This window comes from Chitinophaga sp. 22308, from assembly GCF_052045305.1.
Taxonomy (GTDB): Bacteria; Bacteroidota; Bacteroidia; order Chitinophagales; family Chitinophagaceae; genus Chitinophaga; species Chitinophaga varians_A.
On the sequence record NZ_JBQEOP010000002.1, the window covers coordinates 208,239 to 229,106 of the forward strand.

The following is a 20,868-nucleotide window of genomic DNA, read 5'->3' on the forward strand; positions in this document are numbered from 1 at the left end:
CCAGCCTTCTTTATTGGCGGAAGGAGGGTGCATCAGTATTCCAGTTGTATGCCGTCCAGGTCGTCCATGCGGGCGATGAGGCCCCAGCCGAAGAAATCATTGGCCACACCGATCACCAGTTCATTATTGCCGGCTTTGAGTGGCAGGTAAAAGGAAGTATTGTCGGGAGTGCAGCGTCCGGCGGGCACTTTCGCGAGCGGTGTGCCGTACCTGTTTTTATCGAGGTACACCGGTTGACCGTTAACGTATACCCATACATCATCGCTGAAGCCGAGGCTGATTTTTTTCATGCCCGCAGCCTGGGCCTGGATGGTGGTTTTCAGCCATACGATGCGGCGCGTGTGGCTTTTACCGAACTGACGGGTAAGGTTGATTAGGCCGCGTCTTTCGGCGGTGATGGTATCCCAGGTGGTTTGTTTGGGGAGGCCGGTAAGGATGTTCAGTTCGTGCGGCAGGCTATCGGGTTTGCTGACCAGCCACTTGCGGAGGTAACGGGGATCATTAAACGTAGGGTCGACGCCGGGGACGGGGGAGAGCCCTTCTGTGTCGCCGCGCCTGATCACCAGATTGGCGATATAGGCCTGCCCGCCGAAAGCGATGGCGCCGCGATCGGTATTGCCTTCGAGGTAAGGAATAGCCAATACAGGTTGATGATTGACATATGCCCGCATTTGTCTTCCGGAAATGACCAGCTTCACGTGGTTCCATTTCCCCTTGTCGAAAGGGGCGTTGCCCTGGAACTGGTACAGCAGGTCCCACAGATTGACTTCATCGATGAAGGGCGCGTATTGCACGCCTTGCGGCGCATGGGGCTGTCCGGCAAAGGGAGTGCGGATATAGAAGCATTCTTTTTCCTTTGCATCGGCCCTTCTGAAATACATCGATGAAAAATCATCGCCTAGTGGTTCGATGTCATATTCAATGGTGCCGTCGGTGAAGTCGGGGCCTTTCAGCAAGGCATGGCTGTCGGGCGCTGTCAGTTGCATGGCAGGCATGTCCCGGTGGGTCAGAAACCGGACTTTGTCAGGTGCAAATTCCCATCTGTTTTCTTTTAAAGGTATCTGTTGCGCTACTCCCTGCATACTGATAAACAGCAGCACCATACCGGTGATTTTTCTTGTCATGATCTGTTGATTTTTGGATTTGAAATTCACATGCGGCAAAAGTGAATAATGAGTAACTTAACGGCGATTCAAAGCGCCAACAAGTTGGTGCAAGTGTGTGCAAGTTTGTAAGTAGCTGTTTTTAAATGGAAAACAATACCGATAATTACTATATACGTTTGTGCCTGCAACAGGTGGAAACAAAGTTGAAACGGGGATGTTCCGGCGAATGGACCACGTACGACTTTGATAAACTCAGCGTGGAGATACAGGAAGCGACGGGTGTATCCTTAAGCGTGACTACGCTGAAAAGACTGTGGGGCAAACTTTCCTATCAACATATGCCGGCCATGACGACGTTGAACACGATCGCACGTTTTGCCGGGTATGAAGACTGGCGGGATTTTAAACAGCAGGCCGATCTTCCTGTGGCGGAAAACGTATCCGCAGAAAATCATCTCCCTAAAGAAGATATATCCACAACAGATCATCATTCAATATCAAGTGATCTCCCTCAACAAGATAAAAAGCACAGGTGGTATACATGGTGGGTGCTGTTATTGTTGCTGATAGCCGGCGCTGTATGGTGGTGGCGGGGCCGGCAGCCGGTGAAAAAGATCAATACTACTGCCTATCAGTTCAGTAGTAACAAGATGGTCAGCGAAGGCGTGCCCAATTCTGTTGTCTTTAACTATGATGCGGCCGCAGCTGGCGATGACACCGTGTTTATTGCCCAGACATGGGATGTAAGCCGCAAAGTGGCCGTGCCGAAAGACAAACATCAATACTCTGCCATCTATTACACACCGGGTTATTTTAAAGCGAAGCTGATGGTGGGAGAGCAGATCGTAAAGACGCATGATCTGTTGATTACTTCCGGAGGCTGGGTGGCTTTGTGTGAAAAGACATCGCCGGTACCGGTGTATTTCAAAAAAGACGAATTTCAGCGTGACAGCGTATTGTCGGTCGACGTACCGCTGTTACAGCAATACTACCTCTATGACCAGCCGGAACCGGCGCCTGTGCGTTTTGTGAACGTACAGGACATGGGCCCGCTACGAAACGATCATTTTGTATTTGAAACGATGATCAAAAATCCGAAGAACGATAAAAGCGCTGCATGTCAACTGGTGCAGGTGCTGCTGTTGTGCAAGGACGATGTGATCGTGGTGCCGCTATGCCCCAAAGGCTGCGTGGGCGACTTGCAGCTGTATGGCCGTGGCAGCAGTGTTTCCAGCAAAGCAGCCGATCTCTCGGGCTTCGGTTGTGACCTCGACAACTGGGTGCCATTGAAAGTGGAAGGAAAAGGCCGGCGACTAAGGTTTTGGGTAAACGAAAAACTGGCATATGAAATGGACTGCCCCGGTGCAGCCACAGATATTATAGGGCTGCAATACAGGTTCTTCGGCCCCGGCGCTATTAAAAACACCCGGTTCATACAGGATGACCGGGTGCTTGCACTGTGAAGGTATGACTGAGGGACGAGACTAATTCACTGTTAATTGCCTGCCGCTTTTTGTCTGACTACAATTGTGTCAGAGAGTCTTTTTACCAGCCCCATTATTTCGGGATCTGTACTGCCGCACATTTTCAGCCAGGCACCGCCTCCTTCGTAATAGGCCACAGGAAGGTTCTTCCAGGCGCCGCTTTTACCGAATTCGTTCATATAGTCGGTATACTTCTGGCGATAGCCGGCCTGGGTCATCAGACGATCGTCAAATTCCATTTCCAGCGCCATTTTATTGGTTTTGGCAAAGTTGATGGCACCGGTGAGGATAGAGTACGGTGACGACAGATCGAAGAAATAGTTAGGCTGCTGATAGGCGATATCGAAGCCCATGGATTGCCAGTTGGCCGCGCCTGCGGCACCGTAGTAAGGTATCCAGTAAAAACGTTGTTGTTTGTTGTGTAGCATATTGGCCACGGTAGGCAGTATCTCCACCGCACCGGTATTTTGTTCTGCTACCCAGTAGAAGCCTGACAGTTCAATATGTTTGAAATTGGCTGCCTGCCATTTGGCTATGGCTGTTTCCACGAACCAGGTGCAGGCGGCCACTCTGTCGGCGCTGTCTGCGAAATTGAGCGTTTTGCCGTTCAGGTCGCCCCAGTTGCTCAGGCTGCGGATAGGTTCAGGCAGTGTTAATACCACCCTTCTTTTTCGTGCAGGCTTCACGTTTAGTTGTGCGAGGCTGTCCAGTTCATCATCGAGGGCGTGCAGCGCTTTCCCGGCTTCGAAGTTGCGGTCCAGCAGCCATTGCCATTCTGTTTTGCCGGCGGGCGTGGGCTCATAACCTTCTGCATACTCATGGCCCATGCCGTCTGTGAATTCGATGAACAGGAAGCCATCGAACAGCCATTCTGTGGCACCGGTACCGGTGGTGCGGTAAACGTAAGGCCTGAGCTGGTCTTTTGTCCAGGGCAGCCGGTGGATGCCACCCTGGTAGATCAACGCCAGGTCGGAAATATAGAAGACGGGTGCTGGCTGAGGCTTGGGCTTCGCCATGACGGTGTTTTTTTCTCCCCCCGGAGATGCCACCATTTGTACCTTCTGGCAGGAAGTAGTAACAGAAGCCGTAGATACCGCGAAGGCCAGGCTTGTCAACAGTAATGATAGTTTTAACATAATATGCCGGTTTAAAAGTGAATAATGGTTATAGTGGTGTCCGGGTAACGGCGGTAGTATAGAACGTATCTATGCAGAGCGTGTCCGGACGGAATAAGGTGCGGTACGAAAAACTGCTGCCGGGCTTATAATCTTTCAATGTGGTGCTGCCGGCAGTGCGCGGCTCCTTTACCGTGATAGTGGAACCGGCATTGTTGGTATAGGTCACCTCCATACCGGTAACGGTTTCTTCTGCCAGTCCCCAGCTGAGCACAGCATCGCCCTCACTGATGACGGCGTTGGTCAGCGCGCGGTTCAGCAGGCTGTTCTTGTAGATAGTGCCGTAAGAACGTCCTGTGATATAAGCGGGCACAGAGCGGGAGCCGGTATTGTTCCAGGTGTACACTTCAAAACTATAGGAGCCTTCCGGCATGTTGCTGAACAGGTGGTCCATGGAATCTATGCCCTGTGTTCTTTTGACGGGCATGATCACAGAATCTCTTTTGCTGTTGTAGTAAATGGTGATACCGGTGATCTTGGGATCGGAGATGAGCAGCCATGTGAGCAGCAGCCGGCCATCGCCGGGCAATACTTTCAGTGAGTCTACGCGGCCGGTGTAGGATATTTCCTGCCGCCCGGCGATATCCAGGTAAGCGTCCATTTTAGAACAGCTGGCGAAGATCATCATGCCCCACAACAGGTATAATAAGACGGATTGATTTTTCATGTGGTATACTTTTGATCGTTATTGGGTATCTCCCCAGAAAGTGATTTCGGAAAAACACAGATTGCCATTGCCCATCCAGTTTTCCAGGCATTTGATACGGATGTAACGGAAGGCAGGCATGCCGTCGGGGAAGTTGGCCATATCGCCACGCAGCCATACTTCGGCATCCGCGTCGTTGTATTGTTCACCCTGCAGCCCGGAAGGCTTTACCTGTTCGTAGTAAAGTATTTTGGTCCAGCTGTCCCAGCTGCCATCGGCGGATGGATTGTTGCTGCCCCACAGTTCATACTTGCGCATGGCTTTATTGATGAAGCGGTAATAATTGTTGAGGCGGAAACGGCTGATGTGCGCTGTTTGCCCGAGATCGATGGTGACATGGATGGGCGTGCCGTCTGTAGTGCCGTTGGTGGAGAGGTTAAGCCAGTTGTTGCCGTTGCCGTCGTAGGGGCTGTCGAACGTGGAGGAATATTTGCCGTCCCAGACGAAGCGGGTGGCGATGTTCCATTCGGTCGTATACACGGGGCCGTCGCCGGGGAATTTGATCTCTCTGAATTTTGACTTGTCGAGCATTTTTTCGAACAGCGGTGTCAGCTCCCGGAACAGGGTATCGGAAGTGTTGCCCCATTTGTCGCGGATAAAAACACCGAAGCGGGCTTTGACGGCCGGCAGGCCACGGAACGTATGATTGCCGTCTTTGGCGGCGGAGAAATACGTGTCCAGCAAGGCAAGCTTTTTATTGACGGAGTCAGGGCCACAGAAACCTATTTCCAGTTCGGAACCGGATGGATTGCTGAACTTCAGGTTCACACCTCCGAAGTCAGCGATCATCGCAAAAGATTTGAATACGTCCGTGAAAGGCGGTTCCAGCGGATGTATGGTGACAGACACCGGTGAAGAGCGTACCTCGCTTTTGTTGACGGAATACAGTTTCACTTCGTAGGGGGAAGTATCGCCCAGGCCTTCTATCTGTAAACTGTTGGTATAATAGGAGGCCTTAAATTGACGGACCAGCCCTTGTTTGGTGGAGACTTCCGCCAGCACATACAGCAGGTTGGTGTTGGAAGGTAATACGTAGGTAAGTTTGGCGCCGCCCGGTGTAGGCGTTTCCGTTATCTTCGTTACATTCTCCGGCGGTGTGGGGTCATCGAGCTTAGGTTTCATTATTTCTTCCTTGCAGGCGGACAGCCAACTGATAGCGAGTATTAAGAAGAGATATCGTTTCATAAGTTGCATGTATTAGTAGAGGATGATGGTTTACCAGCCGGGATTCTGAACCAGGTTGGTATTTACGGTGAGATCGTATTCGCGGAGCGGCCAGAGATAATCCCGCGGTGCTACGAAAGTTTGCTGGAACAGCACGCGGGGGCGATAGTATTCGCTGGCCACCCGTTGGTTCACATCCCATCCCAGTACGGGTTTGTTTTCGTATATGACTGCCTTTTTCCATCTTCTCAGGTCCCAGTTGCGTGATCCTTCAAAGCACAGTTCTATCATACGTTCCTGGTGTATGATGTCGCGGAGACCTTCTTTGGTAGAGAATTTACCCGGACTGGTGGAGTAATTGGCCCAGGAGTTAACTACTCCGTCGAGGCCGGCGCGTTTACGGATTTTGTCGATCCAGGTAATGGCTTCCGTTCCTTTGCCCGTTTCGTTCAGGGCTTCTGCGTAAAGCAGGTAGAGGTCTGCAAGGCGCATCTCGGGCCAGGGGTAACTTTCGGTGGTATAGGCGTTATTGGTCTGCGTAAATTTCCAGTTCACCAGTTTCTTGGGCCAGTAGCCGGTTTCAGAGTAGAACTGATCAGACACTTTTCCCTGCGGCTGTCCGAATTTGGCCTTCACGTTCCAGGCGTTTTCATCGGAGGCATTGCTCTGCATGAACCAGCGGCCGCCATCGAAACCGAGGCAGGCATAGAAGCGGTTTTCGCGGTCGAAGTTGAGCCGTGCGGTGGTGTAGCCTTCCTGTATGTTCAGCCTGTCTGCGTAGGTGCCTGTCCGTAGTTCATAGCGCCGGCCATAGTCCCACGTTTTATCTTCATTGATAGGAACGCCATGGTTACTGTAGAATGTCTCCGCCATCTTGATCGTAGGCGCCATATAGGAGTTCAGGTACGTCGGATTGGGGAAGGTGGGATCTATGCGGTCCACCATGGAATAGGTTTGCAGCACATTGTCCACGCGGCCGGAGAGCGCCCATACCGTTTCTGTGTTCCATCGTTCGGTGACGCTGCCGCGTATGCTCATTTGCGTGGCCGTAGCCGGGGATATCTTCACAAAAGGATCGGTGAACTCATACAGCCGGATGCCTGTGCTGGCGCAGGTTTGTATGGCTGCTTCGCAGGCGGCGGCGGCTTTCTCCCATTTAGCGGCGTCATAATCAGGATTAAACAGCAGCTGACCGTCTTTGTCTTTGAAAGCGGAGTAGTCCGGGTTGCCGTTGAACAGCGGGCTGGCAGCCAGTACCAGCAGTTTGGCTTTCAGCATCTGTGCTGCGGGTTTGGTGACACGCCCCAGCTCCGTGCCACGGTTGGTGATATCGGCGGGCAGTTCAGGTATGGCCTCGTCCAGCAGCCGGGTGATGTAGTCCACCACTTTATCGACAGGATCGCGTTTTACTTTTACCTGTTCCGGCGTAGCGGAAACGGGCAGGCTTTTATCGGTGATGGGAATAGGTCCGTACATGCGTAACAGGTAGAAGTGATAATAAGCTTTGAGGAATTTCACCTCTGCTATCCAGCGTTTCTGCATATCGGGGCTGAGATAGGAAATATGTTTGTAGGATTCACCTTCCATCATGTTTTCCAGGAAGATGTTACAATCGCGGATAGCTTTAAAATAAGGCCTGGCGTGATTGTTACCGTTCCAGAAATCCACCCATGGGTTCACGATGTTCTGTTCGCCGCGGGCTATCTTCCAGGGCGACTGATAGAAGTAATTGTTTTCATAATAGGTCCACATATCATCGGCGCCGAAGAACAGTATATTGGAAACTGGTCCTGCATCAGGGAGATAGCCGTAACAGGTGTACAGGTATTTTTCTGCTTCCGTTTTATTGGAGAAGGCGTTTTTGAGCGTTACCACGTTGTCCGGAACGATATCGAGGAACGGTTTTTTACAGGCGGTGGTGAGCATGCCCGCGGTGAAGACTATTCCGTATATGCTGTGTAGAAAGTTTTTCTTCATGTGACAAATATTTAGCGTTAGAATCCGAGGTTCACGCCTACGTTGAACACCCGTTGCACCGGATAGCCGAGACCGTTACCTCCCATTTCCACATCCCATAGTTTGAAATTGCTGAAGCTGAGGAGGTTGAAGCCGTTGGCATAAAGGCGCAGCTGGCTGAGGCCGTAGCGTTTCAGTCCCCGCGGCGGGAGGGTATATCCCAGCTCCACGGTCTTAAGGCGGAGGAAGGCGCCGTTGCGCATCCACCAGGTGGAAGTCTGCAGGTTATTGTTTTGATAGCTGTAGCTGAGGCGTGGCCAGAAGGCGTACAGGTCACGGTTGTTTTCTGACCAGTGGTCGTCGGCGATGACCTGCAGCAGGCCATGCTGGTCCATTGTTGGAGATGAGCCATAGTGGCCGGTGATAAAGGGCGCCATGGCGCCGGGGTTGATGAAGACGGATGAACGGCCGGAGCCCTGGAAGAACGCGCTAATATCGAAGGCGCCGTATCCAAAGGTGAAACCGAAGCCGTAGTTGATTTCCGGTGTAGTGGGATAACCGATGGGCACTCTGTCGAGATCGGTTATCTGACCGTCGCCGTTGATGTCTTTGTATTTGATATCGCCGGCCATGTACTTGCCGTAGTTCTGCCGGGGAGAGTTCAGCACTTCATGTTCATCGACGAAATAACGTTCGGCCACGAGGCCCCACGTTTGTGCAATAGGATAACCAACGCGGGAGAGGTACTTGTTCTGGTCGGGGTACAGCGGTTCTTCATTGACCAGTATTTTGCTGGTGGCATAAGTGAAGGTGCCCCGTACTTGTAGCCAGGTCTTTTTGCCGAAGTTGCGTTTATATTCCATCGTCATGTCCACGCCGCGGCCTTCAGCGATGCCGACGTTGGCTTGCGGGGTGCCATAAAGTCCCATGGTAGTGGGGATATAAGCGCGCGACATCAGGATATTGGTGCGGCGTTCATGAAAAAAATCTGCTTCGAGGTGCAGGGTTTTAAACAGCTCCAGTTCGAAGCCCAGGTTGGTTTTGTAGGCTTTCTCCCAGGTGATGTTTTTGTTTTCATAACGGTTGATACGGACGCCGGGTCTGCCTTCTGTAAAATTCTCACCGAACGTATAGCCGTTACCGCCACCGAGATCGATATCAGAGAGATAGAAAAAACGATCGTCGTTGTTGCCGATCTGGTCATTGCCTACCAGCCCATATGTGGCGCGGAGTTTCAGCCGTGATACGACAGGCAGCAGGCCGGAAAAAAACGCCTCATTGCTGACGGTCCAGCCGCCGCCGATAGACGGGAAGAAGCCCCAGCGGTGGTTTCTGTCGAATCTTTCGGAGCCGTTGTAGCCGAAATTAAATTCCATCATGTAGCGGTCGTCATATGCATAGGTGAACCTGCCGGATACGCCCTGGTTGCGGCGTGGGAGCGAAGCAATAAGGGAGCCGGCATTGGCGCTCAGCTGGTTGTTGAGGATGGTGATGAGCATACCATTAATAGCGTGCCGGTCGTTGATCACTTTATCATAGTTCACTGCTGCTTCCATGTAAGTGAACGTGGTCACCTGCTTGTCGCCGGGGCTGTAGTTCAGGTATTCCGTGCCTTGTGTTTCGTTGAGCAGGGTGAGGCCACGGAGGCCTTCTTCCGGGTCGATGCTGACGCTGTAGTAGAACGGGTTGAATTTCCGGCTCATGTTGAAGAAGGAGTACCTTTTGGTATAGGCCATCATTCTGGCTGACAGCCCTTTGGTGACAAAGTTGAAATTCTGCTTCAGTTCCAGCTGTGCGATCAGCGTGGAAGATGTTTCCTGCTGGAAGCCGGACACCGCGTTGGCGAAGGGGTTGGTATAGAAACTGCCGTCATCGGCTTTCATATTGCCAAAGAGCGGATGTTTTTCATCGGGCGCGAAGCTGGCGGGAAAGTAGGCCGGGAAGCGCACGGGCGTGGCGCTCATGGCCTGCCGGAATATTTCACCACCGCCTCCGATAGGCCCGTTATAGTCGGAGAACCTGCCGGAAGTACGGACCACGGCGTCGGTAGTAGGAGTAAGTTTTATATTGATGTTCGAGCGTATTTCGTAGTTACGTGTTTTAACGTTGCTGTTGAAATTATTATCGTTGATGGTGCGCAACACGCCGTTATCGATGTTGTAGGTGGCGCCGATATAGTATTGCGCTCTTTCCACGCCGCCGTTGAGGTTGAGGTTGTAGCGCTGGTTGTTGGTCGTGTTCTTCACCAGTTCATTGATCCAGTTATTGTTGGGATAAACATACGGATCATCACCGGCGGCAGTATGAGCTATCTGGCTTTGTGTATAAGGCCTGGTGGTGAGCGGTTCCCTGGTGATGACAGCTTCATTGGCCAGTTTCATATAGGTGATGTTGTCTGCCAGTTTGAAGTTGCGGGTATTGGAAGAGGTGGAGTTCTCAACGCGTACGTTAAACCTTGTCTTGCCCAGCTGGCCTGACTTGGTAGTAACGAGGATAACGCCGTTGGCTCCCCTGGCGCCGTATAACGAAGAAGCGGTGGCATCTTTCAGGATGGAGAAGCCTGCGATGTCATCCGGCTGGATGCGGGCGAGATCGTTAGGTGTCATTTCCATGCCGTCGATGAGGATGAGCGGATCTACCTTGCCGCTACCGAAGGAGGTGATGCCGCGGATGAAGAACTCGGCGTTGTCGCGGCCGGGTTCTCCGCTGCGCTGGAAAGATATCACACCTGCCAGCCTGCCGGCCATCATGGTCGTGAGGTTGCTGGTGGGGCCTTTCAGTTCTTTAGGATTGATGGTGGTGACAGCGCCTACCATGCTGGTTTTTTTCTGAGTGCCGTAGGCCACTACGGCCACTTCATTCAGTTTGCTGTCTACCGGGTCCAGGACAGTGGTGATGATACCACTACGGGCCACCGGTATTTCTTTTTTGTCGAAGCCGATGTACGTGAAGACGAGGACATCTTTCGTGGGCATGCGCATGGTGAAATTACCGCCTGCGTCTGTTTGTACACCTTTTTTGGGGTCTGACTTCAGGGTAACGGACACGCCAGGCAGTGACATGCCGCTGCTGTCAGTAACTTTTCCGCGGATAACGATAGTCGAGTCTGCCACTGCCGGGTTACGTACAGGCGTGGGCGTTTCCTTTTCGCGGATGATAATGGTGGAGCCTACCACCGACCAGCTGAGGGGCAGCTCTTTCATGCAGGCTTTCAGGGCCTCTTCCAGGGTGGCGTTGGTCACGGTGACGTCTATACCGTGTGTGCGTTGCAGCATCTGGCGGTCGCCGATAAAGCTGCATCCGGTTTGTTTGCGGATAGACTTCAGCACTTCCAGCAGGGAGGCGTTTTTCTGGTGAAGTGTCACCTGCTGGCCGAAGGCGCCGGCGGTGGCCTGTAAGGTAGCTGCGATCATCAGGACGAGCGTCAGTTTCATAAACAGCAGAATTGTGGGGGGCAAGCCGGTGGCCTGCATACCCCGTTTGACCTTTTGTTTAAAAAGCATAAATTTGGTACGCTTGGTTTAATGTGTTAAGAATTCATTCAGTCCACTGATGAAGGATTAAGACCGGGCAATACTTCCCCGGACGCGTTGCGACCGCGTCTGGGTTTTTCTTCGGTTATCCTGTTCTGATGGAATTACATGTTGTTAATTTTGGTTGATACGATATGCTGTTTTTACGGTGATACGATAATCTTTCTGTTAACCGACCTGAAATGTATGTTTCCTGTGAGCTCCAGTATTTTCAGTACTTCGCTCAGGTTTTCATTCCGTGAAATATCTCCTATAAATGCCTGGTTACTGATATTGCCTTCATATTCCACCTGTATGTCATACCAGCGTTCCAGTTGCGGCATGATGTCGCGGATGTTGCCGTTGAAAATGAAGCGTCCGTCTTTCCAGGCCATTTCCTGTTCGGTATCTACTGTGCGGAGGGTGAAGGCGTCGCTGCCTTTAGGCAGTACGGACTGCTGGCCGGGTGACAGTTGCAGGGTGTTATTGCCGGCGGTGACGGCCACTTTGCCTGTTGCGAGGGTGGTGCGTACCTGATTTTCGTCCGGGTAGGCGCTGACGGTGAAATGAGTGCCCAGCACGTTGACCTGCATGTTGCCTGCTTTTACGATAAAGGGTTTGTTCACCTGCGGCGCCACTTCAAAATATGCTTCACCGCTGATTTCCACCGTACGGGCGTTACCGTTAAACGCTACCGGAAAGCGGACCGAAGAAGCTGCGTTTAGCCATACCCGTGTGCCATCCTGTAGCAGCAGCCGGTATTGCCCGCCACGCGGCGTGGAAAGGGTATTAAATACGGTGTTGGCGGTTTGTTGCTGCGGATCGTACTGCAGTAACCCGGCCGCTATTTTCAACACGTGGCTGGGCTTTATGGCCCCTGCCGCGCCGGTGCTGTCCAGCTCAATGGTGGTGCCATCTGCCAGTTGCAGGGTAGCGCGGCTGCTGCCGGCGGGGATAATGGTTGCCGCCGCCATCAGGGACTGTTTGCGGAAAGCAGTCTGCTGCCACAGCGCATAACCGGTGGCGGCCAGCAGAAGGGCCACGCCTGCGGCGAGCGTACGTTTTCTTTTCCACCATGGCAAAAGAACTATCCTGGCCGGTTGCTGGAGGTCCAGTTCACGCAACATGCGTTCCAGTAGTTCCCGGTTGGCAGGCAGCCATATAGGATGCTGTTCCAGCAACAGGGTATATTCATCCAGCAGGCTTTGTACTTCCTGTAGTGGTTGTTCGTATATCCATTGCTCAAAGTCCGCATGTTCTTCAGGGGTGGCGGTCCCGGCAGCATATCTTTTTACGAAGAGGCCTGCTTCTTCATTGTTCATAAAGCGACATTTTGGTTGCACAGCTGTTAGTAAGACACGCGTCTCCCAAAATAAGACAGGTCAGTTAGAAAAAAAATTTTTTAATTCTTAGCGAGATACCTAAATCGTATTTAAAGTATGCCTACAAGATAAGTAGGTGGGGTGGACGGATTTTAAGAAGCCGATCGTCAGCAACAATTGTCGAAGAGTGTCAGGAAAATCAGGAGGGAAGCGGTGATATCGCCGTGTTTCTGCAAATAATCGCGGATAAAGTCTGAAGCGGCATAGAGGTGTTGTTTCACCGCGGAAGAAGAGATATGCAGCTGGTCGGCAATTTCGTGCGTATTGAGTCCGCCTTCATGGCTCAGGCGAAATACTTCCTGCCGGCGTTTAGGCAGTTTATTGATAGCGTCTTTGGCCAGTTCATAATATTGTTTGTATTGCAGCAGCTCGCCAGCGTCGGCGTTTTCGGCGGCATCTTCAGTGGCCATCAGTTTCTGTACCCGCATCTTCACCTTGGCGCTGCGGAAATAATTGAGCACCTGGTTGCGGGCAACACGGAAGAGGAAATTGCGCATGGAACGGACTTCTCCCAGGGTCTCCCGTTTCATCCAGATACGGGTAAAAACATTCTGAAGGATATCCTCCGCATCTTCACGGGAACGGATAAAAAGATAAATGTAACGATATAACTCGCCGGCATGCTGTTCATACAGCAGTACAAAAGACGCTCTGTCGCCCTGGCACAGGCCGGTCATCATTGCAGCATCATCAGGCAGGTTGTTCATATCAGGTCCATGAAATTACATCATCGCTGTTGGCAGCATTAGCAGCTTTAAGATAGCTAAATCAAATTAATATTCAAATTCAGAAAAATGCCGGAATTCCCAGGGCTAAAGCCCTGGGCTACAATAAGTGGTTCGCCTGGTTGCAGCGTACTAAAGTAACGGGAAGTGCTTCTGCAAAGAGAAATGGCCACAGAATATAGCTTCGGACTGCAATAGAAAATCTTATGTGACAAAGTATTACATCAGAGAACATCCACAAAATGTAGCCCAGGGCCTTAGCCCTGGGATTGATTGATTATCTTGGCGGCAGAATGTTCCGTTATGAAAAAAATATTTCTGCTATTGTTATCATTAGTGGCCATGCTTCCTGCGTGGGCACAGTTAAAAAGTGAAGCTTTTATTGTCCGCTATGGCAACCTTGATAATGCCTGGTACCGGATCAGTGCCCGTAAGCAGGCTACGGTGGCTTTTCTGGGCGGTTCCATTACCAATATGGAAGGCTGGCGCGGCAGGGTAGGGGATTATCTTGCCCGTACATATCCGGCCACGGCTTTCACCCTGCTGAATGCCGGTATCCCTTCGCTGGGCAGTCTGCCGCATGCTTTCCGGTTACAGCAGGACGTGCTGGACAAAGGCCAGGTGGACCTGCTCTTTGTGGAAGCAGCGGTGAATGACAAGGTGAATGGTACGCCGGCAACGATGCAGCGCCGGGCGCTGGAAGGTATTATTCGCCATGCGCTTACGGCTAATCCGCGTATGAATATTGTACTGATGGCTTTCGTGGATGAAGATAAAATGACGGACTACCGCGCCGGGAAAATACCGGCAGAAGTGGCGCTGCATGAGGAGATGGCCCGACGTTACCAGCTGCCGTTTGTCAATTTGGCGAAGGAAGTCACCACCCGTATTGATGCGGGCGAATTCTCCTGGAAGGAGGATTTTAAAGACCTGCATCCGTCGCCATTTGGACAGGAGATTTATTTCAATACCATCCGGCAGTTGCTGGACAGCGCGTTCAACAGGCCGGTGCCGGAGAAGTCAGTGGCCGCGAAAATGCCGCGGGCGACAGATCCGTTCAACTATGCCGGCGGCCACTACGTGGACGTACATATAGCCAATCATCTGCAAGGTTTTGTGGTGGATGAATCCTGGAAACCCTCAGACAAGGTGCATACCCGCCCTGGATTTGTACAAGTGCCTATGTTGGTGTCCGGCACTACGGAGGCCTCTCTGGAGCTGCCTTTCACCGGCCGCGCGGTGGGCGTGGCGCTGCTGTCAGGTCCCGATGCGGGTATTATCCGGTATAGTATTGACGGCCAGGCGGAGCAACAGCTGGATACCCGCACACAATGGAGCCGCAGCCTTTATCTGCCATGGTACCTGGTGCTGGGCGACGGGTTGGCTACGGGGACGCATACACTGAAAATAACGACTACGCCAGGCAGTGTCTGTCGTATTGTTCATTTTCTGGTTAACCGGTGAAAATTTATATTTTCAGGTAAACAGGGGAAATTGCTTATATCATCAGATAGTTAATTTGTTACTCCGGACGTACCAATCCTGGTTAGGATTTCTTATATTTATACATAAGAGTCAGGTTAAACCATTTTGTTCAATCCGGTCAGCTGAAAGTGGCCCCCAAACCATATCGATGTTAGTCACAAATAAACACTTTACGCCCGTCCTGGGGCTGGATATTCACATTGTTATCCTGTTAGGTTTTCCTGTGCCGCTGCCTCATCCGTATATAGGGCTGGTGGTGGACCCCATGGACTACATCCCCTTTATGGGGGCTTCTACAAAGATTAATCATGTACCAAGAGGAAAGAGCGACACCAGCGGAATGCTGGTATTTCTCTTTCATATTCCCATGGGTGGCCCTTTTTTGTTGGCTCCCATGATAGGGCATGATTCGGTGAATTTTTTCGGCAGCAAAAAAGTAAAGGTGGAAGGCAACCTGATGAGCCCATCCGGGCATATGTTGATGACCTGCAACGATATAGGGATGCCGCTGTCACTGCAGCCGGGAAAAAAATTTATTCCCATCCCCAGCCTGTATCTCCCAACCTCTTATGCTATTCCATTGTCTTTCGGGAAACCGGTAATGGTGGGAGGGCCTTTTGTGCCGGATTGGGCGGGAGTATTGTTGAACCTCATTATGTCGTTTGGTTTCGGGGCGTTGATGAAAGGTGCCGGGAAACTGGGAAAAAAGGCATTGACAAAGTTTAACAATAAACTACAGAAAAAAATAGGCAGCAATAAACTCAGCAGTTTCCTGTGTAAAAAAGGACTGGAACCGGTGGACCTGGTGCAGGGCATTGTTATTTACGACTATACCGACTTTGAGTTGCCCGGGCCTATCCCATTGAAATGGGAGCGATCATGGAATAGCGATAGTCCTTTTGAAGGATTGCTGGGGCATGGCACCCATCTGAAATATGACATGCGGCTGCAGGAATTGCCGAATGAAGGCGCTACTGCAGTATTATTGGGAGATGGCCGCACTGCTGTATTTGACATGCTGCCCTTTGCCGGTGATACGGATTACAACCGGCATGAAAGATTGCAACTTACACGTACCCATTCCGATGAATTTGCATTGTTCCAACAGGATAACCGTCATACCTGTATCTTCCGTAAGATACATCCGCAGGACGAACAATACCGGTTGATGAGCATCAGTACAGAAAGCGGTTTTCTGATAAGTTTCCATTACAATGCGTCCGGCCATCTGTTGCGCGTTATTGACAGCGCCGGCAGGCATCTGCTAATGACCAGCGATGACAGGGGCCGTATCCTCAGTGTCACCGGCCGTCATCGTGGGGAAGAGAAAGTACTGGTGCGTTATGCCTATAACGAAAATGGCGACCTGCTGACCATTACGGACGCGCTGGACCAGACCACCCATATTACCTATCGTGACCATTTGATGGTGAAGAAGACCGGCCGCGATGGAGTTTCGTTTTACTGGGAATATGACCGGCAACAGCGCTGTATTCATTCTTTCGGCGATGGCGGCGTACTGGAAGGATTTATTACTTATAACCCCAAAGCAGGCTATAACGAAGTCTCCAATGCACAGGGACACATCACCACCTATTATTATACACCGGATTTTGTAGTACATCAGATAAAAAACCCTTTAGGCAATTCCACATTTTATGAATACACGCCCGACATGGAAATTTACCGGGTAATTGATGCGGAAGGTAACGTTACCGGCTATACGTATGATGACAACGGACTGAAAACGGGTATGGTAAAACCGGATGGGTCGGAAACAAGGGCTATCTACGATGAGCAGGGCAAACTAATCAGCGTCACCGACGCCGAAGGGAACAGCCGTACTTTTATTTATTATGCCGGTTCCGGCCTCTTGCATACCATCACAGAACAAGATGGGCGCATACGGATCTACCGGTATAATGAACAACATTTGTTAAGACGTATTGAGGAAGAAAACGATAGTGCTACCACTATCACCTACGATGAGGACTACAACGTACAAAGTGTGACGATGGCCGATGGTTCCCACAGTGAGTGGAGCTACGACGCCTGGGGACAATGCCTGACGGTAACCAATCCATTCCGTGAGCTGCAGCGGTTCCGTTATGATGCACTGGGCCGTACCACGGATGTATGGCTGCCGGACGGAAATCATATTCAGCTGGAATACAATGCTTACGAAGAAGTGGTGACGGCCAGGGATAAACAGCATGAAGTATATTATGAATACACTGCGCTGGGCAGCCTGAAAAAGCGCGAGGAAAACGGCAAAAAGACCCATTATGTCTATAACCGCGATGAACAGTTGATGGCCATCGTGAACGCACAGGGAGAAACTTACCGGTTTGCCCGTAACGTTGCAGGGCAGGTGGTGTCAGAAACCGGATTCGACGGAGTGGTCCGCCGCTTTGAACGTGATAGTGCCGGCCGTGTTGTTCAGGTGCATCGGCCGGGTAACCAGTGGACGCGTTTTGAATATAGCGTCAACGGGGATTTGTCGCGTGTGGAGTGGAGCGATGGCAGCTGGGAGACTTTCAACTACAACCGCAACGGCCAAATCATTGAGGCTGCCAATAACAATAGTGTGGTACGTTTCGAAAGAGATGGTGTCGGCAATATCATCACAGAGTGGCAAGACGGTTGCGTCATTAACAACCGCTATAATACTGACGGTAAACGGATAGCACTGAAAAGCAGTCTGGGCGCAGATATAAAAATGCAGTGGGACAGCTTTGGCGCGCTCACGGGCATATCGGCTGACACAACGGACAATGATCCATGGATAGCGCATATCCAGCGTAATTTGCTGGGCCTGGAAACAGAACGCATATTACCGGGAGGCGTTAAGAGCTGCTGGACTTACCATCCCGGTTCATCCGCTGCAGGAACACCGGATATTCATCAGGTATACAGTAACGGAAACATCACCCGGCACCGGCAATACCACTGGGACACCAACCAACGGCTTAAACAGCTGCTGGACGCACGGACACGGGGAACTGTCAATTATGGTTATGATGAATCGTCTTACCTCGTCTGGGCACAATATGAAGATGGTAGTTACGATTACCGTCTGCCCGACAAGGGTGGCAACCTGTATAAAACGCAAACACGGAAGGACCGTAAATACGGTGACGGTGGAAGGTTACAGGAAACAGACACTGCCCGCTTCACCTACGATCAGGAAGGGTATCTGCGTAAAAAGATAGTCACCGCATCAGGCTCACCGGAAACCTGGGAGTACGACTGGTATGCCAATGGTATGTTGAAAACAGTGCTGCGCCCGGACCAGAAAACAGTTTCTTTCCGGTATGATGCATTGGGCCGCAGAACAGAAAAGATTTTTAACGGACAGGTCACCCGGTATGTTTGGGATACAAACAAATTATTGCATGAATGGTCTTATCCGCTGTCTAAAAAACCGGTGTCAGCGATCAACGAATATGGAGAACTGGTAATAGACCGTCCTGAGCCAGTGCCACCGGAAAGCCTTGTCACCTGGGTGTTTGATGAGGGAACGATGTGCCCTGCGGCTAAACTCACGGCAACAGGCCGGTACACTATTATCACAGATCATCTGGGAACCCCCTGTGAAGCCTATGACAGCAAGGGTACGAAAATATGGGCAGCTGAATTGGATATTTATGGGAATGTGCGTAAGTTCGAAGGAGCTAAGGACTTTATACCATTCCGTTTTCAGGGACAGTATGAAGATGCAGAGACCGGTTTGTACTATAACCGTTTCCGTTATTACAGCCCGGAAGAAGGGCAGTACATCAGCCAGGACCCACTGGGACTGTTGGGAAATGGCGCTACCCTGTACGCCTACGTAAAAGATCCCAATGCCTTCATCGATGCGTTTGGCCTGGAATGCCGCAAGGCGCAACTGAGGGCGGCAGGCGTACCGGAAGGTCCGGGGGTATATCATATCGAACATGATGGAAAGGTATACACCGGATCGGCTGACAATTTATTGGAAAGGCTGGCCAGTGGAGAAAAGAAACACAAAAAGGCGACGGAGATGTTGTTTGATGCCGATGGTAAAATGAGAGATGATGTAACGCTCACCATCAAAAAAGTGGATATGGGAGATCTCAGTCAGGTGCCTATCGCCGAAGGGCGAGCTAAAAACCACGTGCTGCGAAGCTTTGAGCAGGAAGTAATGGACGAAAACGGCAACGTGCCTAAAATGAACGGGTCACAAAACTCCATCCGCGCAGCGGCAGAACACCGGGTGGAAGAATTCCAGGGAGAACGCGATCTGGCCGGCGCAGACTGGACTGAATAAAAGTTTTAATCTAAATAAATCAGGAATGCCTATCAGTTATATCGGTAAAATTATTCCTTCGGGCACACCCCGCTGGCTAATGGGACAAACACTGCATACCGCGGAAAAAGAGAAGTTCAAAGGATACAAAGACAGAGGCCTGGAATGGGGTGCTGTGGAAAAAAACAAACTGGCTGATATTGATTTCCTGGAGCTGTGGCCTGACGATACTAATACCACTAAAATACCACCGGTAGTAGCTACTCTGCCGCATCTCAAAACACTGATCATCCCTTCATGGTTTGTACCACATCTGAAGGCGGAAGATCTGCCTCCCAGCCTGGAAGCATTGCAGGTGGGCGTGTTGAGCGATAACAAGCCTAAAGTGAACTGGGATAAATCACTTGTGCTGAAACACATTCAGCTGCTGGACCTCGGAAGAGTGGTGTCTGACTTTTACGCAGACAGCTTCCCGGGTCTTTCTACCACACTAACAATTACACTGGGCAATAAAAAGCTGGACCCCGCCGAAATCGGAAAATGCCACCATCTGAAAAACCTTTTCCTCTATAAGGCAGATGCCGTAGAAACACTCAATCTGGCAGGCTCAGATTCTCTGCAGTTTGCCGGCTGGATGGAGGGCAAACACGAGGACTTTAAAGGCCTAAAAGGGTATCGCCAGCTCTGTGACGCAGAAATCAAGTGGAATAAGAAATTGGTGTCGCTGGAAGGTCTGGAGCATCTTTCCAAACTGGAACGGCTGGATATTTCCGATTGTTCCAAACTGGAACACCTGGGCGATATCATGCATATCAAAACCCTGCAATGGTTTCGGATAATGGATAGTGGCAAGGCCTGGACTGCCCATATTGATGATATTAAAGCCAAATTCACCAAGGCCGGATTTGAAAAGATCCGGTTTGAACCAGACGGCAACTACTCGCTGCTGGAAATATGGCGCAATGCATAAACAAGAAAGCCGTAGCCAGATGCTACGGCTCTTTTGTTTGATGGTGATCTTAATTATTTATAGTATTCAAAAACTGATACCTCTGTACCGGCACGTTGGTCAAACACATAGGTAGCTGTTCTTTTGATGACTTTGTTTTTCTCGTATTCGTAGGCATACGTATTGGTACGGTCGGCCTGTCCTTCCTGCGTTCTTGTATGTGTCAGGATGTTGTTGGCATTGAGCGCTTCTGGGGCAAAACCGCCTTCCATCCCGGCTGCTCCGATAGGCCCCTGCCAGTTTGGTTTGTCGTCAAACGTGTAGGTGTCCGTATAGGTAGAGCCAAGCACCTCAACTCCATCCTGCAAATAGAAGCTCTCATGTATTACCTTGGTAATGTTGTTACCTGTCCACACGATGGAGTCTGTACTATTTTTATAGATATTGGGTTTCATGCCACCGATACTGAATACTTTCTCAATTTTTCCGCTGGCATTATAACGTGCAGAATCATAGTATAGGTAGTCGTTGGTTTTAGCCGGATTGATGATCTTTTGGATCTTGTTGTCCACATATACAAATTGGGCAACCAGTTCGTTCGGCCCAAATACTTTTGATTCCGCGTAAGTGGTTTCCCAGATTTCAGATACCCTGTTGTTAGCGTATTTCACGGTGGTGATACCGCCGCCAACATCTGTGCCATCGATCCATCCGTAGGATATTTTGGATACGGTTTTGTCGTTGTTGTATTCAATGCGGCTGGTGTCTGTTACGCTGTACATGCCTTTCAGCAGGCCGGTGAGTGGGTTTTCAGCAGGTGCATCATCTTTTTTGGAACAGGCTGCAAACAATACGGCGATGCCCGCCAGTGCGAGTAATTGTTTTTTCATAGGTTGTTATGTATGTGATTTGATAATTGAATAGTTCGCTTATTGATAATAGTCAAAAACGGTA

The 20,868-nt window shown here is 50.8% G+C and carries 13 protein-coding genes; 4 read left to right on the plus strand and 9 right to left on the minus strand.

The window, feature by feature from the left end:
- Nucleotides 1–32 precede the first annotated feature (32 nt).
- Nucleotides 33–1,124 (minus strand): hypothetical protein, encoded by a 1,092-nt coding sequence (locus ACTJJS_RS07630; protein ID WP_440663166.1) that lies wholly within the window; start codon nt 1,122–1,124, stop codon nt 33–35.
- A 125-nt stretch (nt 1,125–1,249) separates the two neighbouring features.
- Here ACTJJS_RS07630 and ACTJJS_RS07635 point away from each other — a divergent pair, with 125 nt between their 5' ends.
- Nucleotides 1,250–2,569: a hypothetical protein gene (locus tag ACTJJS_RS07635; protein WP_440663167.1), complete on the plus strand. Its 1,320-nt coding sequence runs from the start codon at nt 1,250–1,252 to the stop codon at nt 2,567–2,569.
- Between the two features lie 32 nt (nt 2,570–2,601).
- Here the strand turns inward: ACTJJS_RS07635 and ACTJJS_RS07640 are convergent, their stop codons facing one another.
- From ACTJJS_RS07640 to ACTJJS_RS07670, 7 genes are all read right to left on the minus strand, one after another.
- Nucleotides 2,602–3,726, minus strand: a complete 1,125-nt coding sequence (locus ACTJJS_RS07640) for a DUF4855 domain-containing protein (RefSeq protein ID WP_440663168.1) — start codon at nt 3,724–3,726, stop codon at nt 2,602–2,604.
- A 28-nt stretch (nt 3,727–3,754) separates the two neighbouring features.
- Nucleotides 3,755–4,432, minus strand: a complete 678-nt coding sequence (locus ACTJJS_RS07645; protein ID WP_440663169.1) for a DUF4998 domain-containing protein — start codon at nt 4,430–4,432, stop codon at nt 3,755–3,757.
- An 18-nt stretch (nt 4,433–4,450) separates the two neighbouring features.
- Nucleotides 4,451–5,656 carry a DUF5000 domain-containing lipoprotein gene (locus ACTJJS_RS07650; protein ID WP_440663170.1) on the minus strand — a complete coding sequence of 402 codons (1,206 nt, stop codon included), beginning with the start codon at nt 5,654–5,656 and terminating at the stop codon, nt 4,451–4,453.
- A 30-nt stretch (nt 5,657–5,686) separates the two neighbouring features.
- Nucleotides 5,687–7,612, minus strand: a complete 1,926-nt coding sequence (locus ACTJJS_RS07655; RefSeq protein ID WP_440663171.1) for a RagB/SusD family nutrient uptake outer membrane protein — start codon at nt 7,610–7,612, stop codon at nt 5,687–5,689.
- A gap of 17 nt (nt 7,613–7,629) precedes the next feature.
- Nucleotides 7,630–11,025, minus strand: coding sequence for a TonB-dependent receptor (locus tag ACTJJS_RS07660; protein ID WP_440663172.1), 3,396 nt, complete (start codon nt 11,023–11,025; stop codon nt 7,630–7,632).
- Between the two features lie 242 nt (nt 11,026–11,267).
- Nucleotides 11,268–12,425: a FecR domain-containing protein gene (locus ACTJJS_RS07665; RefSeq protein WP_440663173.1), complete on the minus strand. Its 1,158-nt coding sequence runs from the start codon at nt 12,423–12,425 to the stop codon at nt 11,268–11,270.
- A gap of 167 nt (nt 12,426–12,592) precedes the next feature.
- A complete protein-coding gene (locus ACTJJS_RS07670; RefSeq protein ID WP_440663174.1) occupies nt 12,593–13,192 on the minus strand; it encodes an RNA polymerase sigma factor in 600 nt (199 codons plus the stop codon).
- A 321-nt stretch (nt 13,193–13,513) separates the two neighbouring features.
- On the opposite strand from ACTJJS_RS07670, the gene ACTJJS_RS07675 reads away from it, so the two are divergent.
- The 3 genes from ACTJJS_RS07675 (at nt 13,514) to ACTJJS_RS07685 (ending at nt 19,935) form a co-directional block, all read left to right on the plus strand.
- Nucleotides 13,514–14,674 carry a GDSL-type esterase/lipase family protein gene (locus ACTJJS_RS07675; RefSeq protein WP_440663175.1) on the plus strand — a complete coding sequence of 387 codons (1,161 nt, stop codon included), beginning with the start codon at nt 13,514–13,516 and terminating at the stop codon, nt 14,672–14,674.
- Between the two features lie 169 nt (nt 14,675–14,843).
- Nucleotides 14,844–18,986, plus strand: coding sequence for an RHS repeat-associated core domain-containing protein (locus ACTJJS_RS07680; RefSeq protein ID WP_440663176.1), 4,143 nt, complete (start codon nt 14,844–14,846; stop codon nt 18,984–18,986).
- 25 nt (nt 18,987–19,011) lie between these two features.
- Nucleotides 19,012–19,935 carry a hypothetical protein gene (locus ACTJJS_RS07685; RefSeq protein WP_440663177.1) on the plus strand — a complete coding sequence of 308 codons (924 nt, stop codon included), beginning with the start codon at nt 19,012–19,014 and terminating at the stop codon, nt 19,933–19,935.
- A gap of 53 nt (nt 19,936–19,988) precedes the next feature.
- Here ACTJJS_RS07685 and ACTJJS_RS07690 read toward each other — a convergent pair whose 3' ends face one another.
- A complete protein-coding gene (locus tag ACTJJS_RS07690; protein ID WP_343743905.1) occupies nt 19,989–20,804 on the minus strand; it encodes a hypothetical protein in 816 nt (271 codons plus the stop codon).
- Nucleotides 20,805–20,868 lie beyond the last annotated feature (64 nt).